This window comes from uncultured Lactobacillus sp., from assembly GCF_944327175.1.
Taxonomy (GTDB): domain Bacteria; phylum Bacillota; class Bacilli; order Lactobacillales; family Lactobacillaceae; genus Lactobacillus.
In genome coordinates this window covers 1-5114 of record NZ_CALVGT010000063.1, presented here as the reverse complement: position 1 = coordinate 5114, position 5114 = coordinate 1, and the positions used below count along the sequence as shown (strand labels likewise).

Here is a 5114-nt window from a genome sequence, read left to right as displayed (position 1 = left end):
GCAGGTAAACGGGCACCGTCAACTGCCCGACGATGCGGTCTCACAGGTGGGAGTCGTAAGACGCTATAACCACTATCTAGCAATAGATGAGACTGCAAACCTCAGAATTTATTCTGGGGTAGTTGATTTCGATACTCCTTTTTTAAATTATTCCCCATGCGTAATCAATTTTAGCAAAAAACAGTCGAGGTGGAGAAGAAGATGACTAATATTCGTATAAAGGAAGTTTTTACCGAGGCCATGCCGGTCCTGGAAAAGTTGGAAGAAGCGGGCTTTGAAGCTTACTTCGTCGGCGGCTGCGTCCGCGACCTGCTCTTAGAGCGGCCGATTCATGACGTGGATATCGCGACCAGTGCCTACCCGGAAGAAGTTAAGGAGACTTTTGCCAAAAGCATTGACACTGGCATCCAGCACGGGACAGTGACCGTCCTTTATGGGGGATCCAGCTACGAGATCACGACTTTCAGAACGGAATCCGGCTACCAGGACTTCCGCCGGCCAGACAAGGTCACCTTCGTGCAGAACCTGGACGAGGACTTAAAGCGGCGGGACTTTACTATCAATGCCCTGGCCATGAACCGGCAAGGGGAGATCATTGACCTTTTTGACGGTTTAGGCGACTTGAAGCGGAGAGTGATCAAGGCTGTTGGCGTGGCTGAAGACCGCTTCCATGAGGATGCCTTGCGGATGATGCGGGCAGTCCGCTTCATGAGCCAGCTCTCTTTCAGCCTGGAAGAAAAGACCAGGCAGGCTATTATCGACAACCACGAGCTTTTAAGCAAGATTTCCGTGGAAAGAATCAGGGAAGAATTTGTCAAGCTGGCCTTGGGCAAGGACAGCCGGCAGGCTTTTAAGGACTTTTTATCCACCGGCTTAAGCGAGGAATGCCCGGGTCTGGCCGGAAAAAAGGGCCAGCTCTCTATCTTCACTGAACTTAAGGCCGGTCCGGATAACGAATCAGTTTTTTGGAGCTTGATCGCCGTTTTAATCAACCTGCCGGCTGACAAGATTTCGCCTTTCATGCGGGCCTGGAAGAACTCCAATGCAATGAACCAGCAAGTCAGACAGATCGTGGCCGCCTTTGACCTCTTGAGCCGGGGAGAAGAGAGCGATTTTGACCTCTTTGAAATCGGCCAGGAGAACCTGGGGGCAGCTTTGAAATTGGCTGAACTTTTAGGCCAGCCACTGCCTAGCCAAGTTCTATTAGACCGCTATAGCCGTTTGCCAATTAAGATAGCAGCAGACCTGGCCATTGACGGCCAGTGGCTGATCAAAGAAGGAGTCAAGCCTTCACCGGAACTGGGCCAGCTCTTGCGTAAGGCCCTTATTGGCGTGGTCAGCGGCCAGGTGGAAAACAGGCCAGAAGCAATCGCGGAATTTTTGGCAATCTAAAAGGCGCTGGTCACCAGCGCCTTTTTTTAAACATAAAATAAGACTGAAAAGTAGATCAAGATTGAGCCCAGCAAAACGAAGAAGTGCCAGATGACGTGACTATAAGGCAGGCCCCGCATGGAAAAGAAGAGGCAGCCAAAGGTGTAGGCAATGCCGCCTGAGACTAAAAGCCAAAAGCCGCTTGACCCCAGACTGTGATAAAGCTGGCTGCCGGCCAGGATCACCATCCAGCCCATGGCGATATAAAGGATGGTATCGCCGATCACGTGCTTGCCCTGGTTGAAGATATAATAGAGAATCCCAAATACCGTCAAGGCCCAGATGATGCCGAACATGACCCAGCCTTTAGCCCCGCCGATGGTGACCAGGGTATAAGGAGTGTAAGAGCCGGCAATAGCAATAAAGATCGAAGAGTGGTCGAAGATCTGGAAGACCTTGTTTGCCTTGGTAAAGACCAGGCTGTGGTAGAGGGTCGAGAAGAGGTAAAGCAGGATCATGCAGGCCCCGTAGATGGCGAATGTAGTCACTCTGAGGGCGCTATGGGTGTGGGCGGCCCGGACTATTAAAACGACCAGGCCGGCGATTGAGAGGCCAAAGCCAATCCCGTGTACGACGGCTGAGAGAACATTGTCAATGATATAGTAAGATTTGGACCGGTCTTGGGCCGGCTGCCAAGGATTAAATGCCATGTAAACTCCCTTTCAGTTTTGATCAATTTATTATAATTTTTTGCTGAAAATTTGCTATACTAAAGTCTGTATTAAGTCTAATTCTATCACAACTGAGAAGCTGATAGGATAATTTGGAAATTGAGGTCAGTTAAATTGTCTAAGATCAAGATCATGACGGATTCCTCGGTACAGCTGAGTCCGGAAGAAATTGAAAAATACGGTATTACGGTGGTGCCCCTGTCGGTGACGATCGACGGGCATACTTACACGGATGGCGTTGACATTACCCGGGCCAACTTTATCCAAAAGATGGATGAGGCAGAGAAGCTGCCCAAGACCAGCCAGCCCCCGGTCGGCCTGTTCGTGGAAAGAATGGAAGAACTGACGGCTGACGGCAGTGAAGTTTTGGGGATTTTCATGGCCAAGACCCTGTCGGGGACGGTTGACTCCGCCCGCCAGGCAGCGGAAATGGTGGCCGGCAAGATCACGGTCATCGACTGCGGCTACACTGACCGCTCTCAAGGCTATTACTGCCTTGAGGCCGCCAAGGACGCGGAAGCGGGCAAGGAAATGGATGAAATCCTGGCTCACCTGGACCAGATCGGCAAGAACATGTACCTGGAAATGATGGTGCCTAATTTGCAGAACATTCTGGCTGGCGGCCGCTTAGGCAAATGGGCCGGCCGGGTGGTTTCAGCTTTGAACTTCCATGTCGGCTTGACCATGAAGGAAGGCAGCTTGAACGTCCCTTACAGGGGCCGGGGCAAGAAGTTCATCAAGAAGTTTGACAACATGCTGGTCGACCAGTTGAGAGAACTGGGCGATAAGGTCAAATACGTCGGCATTTCTTACGTTGACACCAGAGACAAGATGGAAGAACTCGCCCAGCGCTTCAAGGAAGTCAACCCGGGCCTGGAGATCCTGGTCCAGGAAACCAGCCCGATCATCATCACCCACGCTGGCCATGAGGCCTACGCGGTCATGTTTTACACGGAGTAATATATGGCATACCGACAAAGTTTTTACCAGTTTCTGATGACTCTGCGCGATCCAGATTCAAATAGCGACCTGGCCCAGTTTGCCAACAACGCCCAGTTTGACTCCACCTTCCCCAGACAGGAACAGGACCGGATCAGGCTGTCAGAATACCTGGAAGAAAATGCCGCCTACCTGCCCAGCATGACGATTTTTGACGATGCTTACCAGGCCTATGAAGAGAAAATGCAATACTAGGATAATTTTTAGGATTCAGTGACAAGCACGAAAGGGAGCCCCGGCTTCCTTTTCTGCTGTTTTTGGGAGGAAAAATGACTAAAATTCAATGGTATCCAGGCCACATGAACAAGGCCAGGAATCAGCTGGAAGAAAAATTAAACTTGATTGACGTTGTTGTTGAAGTTTTGGATGCCCGGATTCCCAGCGCTTCCAGAAACCCGATGATCAGTGAACTGGTCGGCGACAAGCCCCACTTGATCGTTTTAAACAAGGCCGACCTGGCTGACCCGGTGATGACCAAGCTCTGGCAAAAGAAATTGCAGGGCCCCCGCACCTTGGTCATGGCCATGGATGCCCAGCACAACACCAATATGCAGGCCTTGATCACCTTGATCAAGAAGGCGGCTAGCGAAAAGGTCAAGAAGCTGGAAGAGAGAGGGGCTTCCAACCCGATCATCCGCATCTGCCTAGTCGGCGTGCCTAACTGCGGCAAGTCCACTATCATCAACCGCCTGGTTGGCCGCAATGTCGCTATTACCGGGGACCGGCCAGGGGTAACCAAGGGCCAAGCCTGGCTGAAGACCCCTTACGGCATCCAGATCCTGGACACGCCGGGGATTCTCTGGCCGAAATTTGAAGACCAGGACGTGGGCTACAAGCTGGCTGCTTTTGGGGCCATCAAGGACACGATCTTCCACGCTGATGACGTGGCCCTTTTTGCTATCCGGCAATTGCGGCAATACTACCCGGCCTACCTGGCCAAGTTTGCCAACTGCAGTAAGGACAAGCTGGAGAATATCGGCGATACTGACCTGCTTTTGGCCATGACCCAAAACAACGGGATGCGGGACGATTATGACCGCTTCTCCCTCTTCATGCTGCAGCGGTTAAGAAAGGGCAAGCTGGGTCGGATCAACCTGGACCGGCCAAGTGCGAATAATGAAAATTAATGAAATTAAAGACCTGCTTAAGGCAGATTCAGTTGCGCAAGACACCTTGGCGGAATTAGCTAAAGATGACCGCAAGGGAGTTCAGAAGCTGCTAGAAAGCTACCAGCGCCGGCAGGACAAGCTGGCTAAGCAAAAAGAAGCTTTTTTAGCCCGTTTTTCCTATGAACAGGACTTCTGGGCTAAAGGGCAGCTGGTAGCCGGGGTCGATGAAGTTGGCAGAGGCCCTCTGGCTGGCCCGGTTGTGGCCGCGGCCGTTGTTTTGCCGGAAGAGTTTTCCTTATTGGAAGTCAATGATTCAAAGAAACTGAGCCCGCAAAAGCGCCTGGCCCTTTATCCCAAGATCCTGCAAGAGGCTATTGCCGTCGGCGTTGGGGTCATGGACAACAAGGTGATCGACCAGATCAATATTTACGAGGCTGACCGCCAGGCCATGAAGCAAGCCGTGGAAGCTTTGAGCACAAGGGCAGATGCTCTTTTGGTCGACGCCATGAATGTGCCGGTGGATTTGCCGCAAGTAGAATTGATCAAGGGGGATGCCAAGTCCAACTCAATTGCCGCGGCCTCAATCGTGGCCAAGGTTTTCAGAGACTCTTTGATGGATGATTACGCCTGTCTTTATCCAGACTACGCCTTTGATCACAATGCCGGCTATGGAACCAAGGACCACCTGGAAGCATTAAGAAAATACGGTCCAACACCGATTCACCGTTTGACCTTCAGTCCGGTGAGCGAAATGGTTGGACTTAAAAAGGCTGACTATGATGTGACCCCCAAAATTGGGACAAATTAGTATTAAGCCGTTAAGGTTGTTAAAACATGATTCCGATATTCAATCGGGGTCATGTTTTTTCGTCCTGTCTTGATTCTTACGTTGTTGTAGTAATCG

General features: G+C 51.2%; 7 protein-coding genes. 5 read left to right on the top strand and 2 right to left on the bottom strand.

The features are described from left to right. The first annotated feature begins 201 nt into the window (after positions 1–201). Positions 202–1392, top strand: a complete 1191-nt coding sequence (locus tag Q0J41_RS08420) for a CCA tRNA nucleotidyltransferase (RefSeq protein ID WP_296228415.1) — start codon at positions 202–204, stop codon at positions 1390–1392. A gap of 26 nt (positions 1393–1418) precedes the next feature. On the opposite strand, the gene Q0J41_RS08415 is transcribed toward Q0J41_RS08420, so the two are convergent. Further along, positions 1419–2081, bottom strand: coding sequence for a hemolysin III family protein (locus tag Q0J41_RS08415; protein WP_296228412.1), 663 nt, complete (start codon positions 2079–2081; stop codon positions 1419–1421). A 135-nt stretch (positions 2082–2216) separates the two neighbouring features. Here Q0J41_RS08415 and Q0J41_RS08410 point away from each other — a divergent pair, with 135 nt between their 5' ends. The 4 genes from Q0J41_RS08410 (at position 2217) to Q0J41_RS08395 (ending at position 5018) form a co-directional block, all read left to right on the top strand. Continuing rightward, positions 2217–3062: a DegV family protein gene (locus Q0J41_RS08410; protein ID WP_296228409.1), complete on the top strand. Its 846-nt coding sequence runs from the start codon at positions 2217–2219 to the stop codon at positions 3060–3062. Positions 3063–3065: 3 nt separating this feature from the next. Continuing rightward, a complete protein-coding gene (locus tag Q0J41_RS08405) occupies positions 3066–3296 on the top strand; it encodes a YozE family protein (protein ID WP_296228407.1) in 231 nt (76 codons plus the stop codon). A gap of 74 nt (positions 3297–3370) precedes the next feature. After that, positions 3371–4228 (top strand): ribosome biogenesis GTPase YlqF, encoded by an 858-nt coding sequence (gene ylqF, locus Q0J41_RS08400; protein WP_296228405.1) that lies wholly within the window; start codon positions 3371–3373, stop codon positions 4226–4228. Beyond that, complete coding sequence (locus Q0J41_RS08395) at positions 4218–5018, top strand: ribonuclease HII (RefSeq protein ID WP_296228403.1); 801 nt, start codon at positions 4218–4220, stop codon at positions 5016–5018. The genes ylqF and Q0J41_RS08395 overlap by 11 nt, the downstream gene beginning before the upstream one ends. A 2-nt stretch (positions 5019–5020) precedes the next feature. Here Q0J41_RS08395 and Q0J41_RS08390 read toward each other — a convergent pair. Further along, positions 5021–5114 (bottom strand): IS3 family transposase (locus tag Q0J41_RS08390; RefSeq protein ID WP_130137146.1); only part of this gene is annotated, 94 nt, incomplete at its 5' end.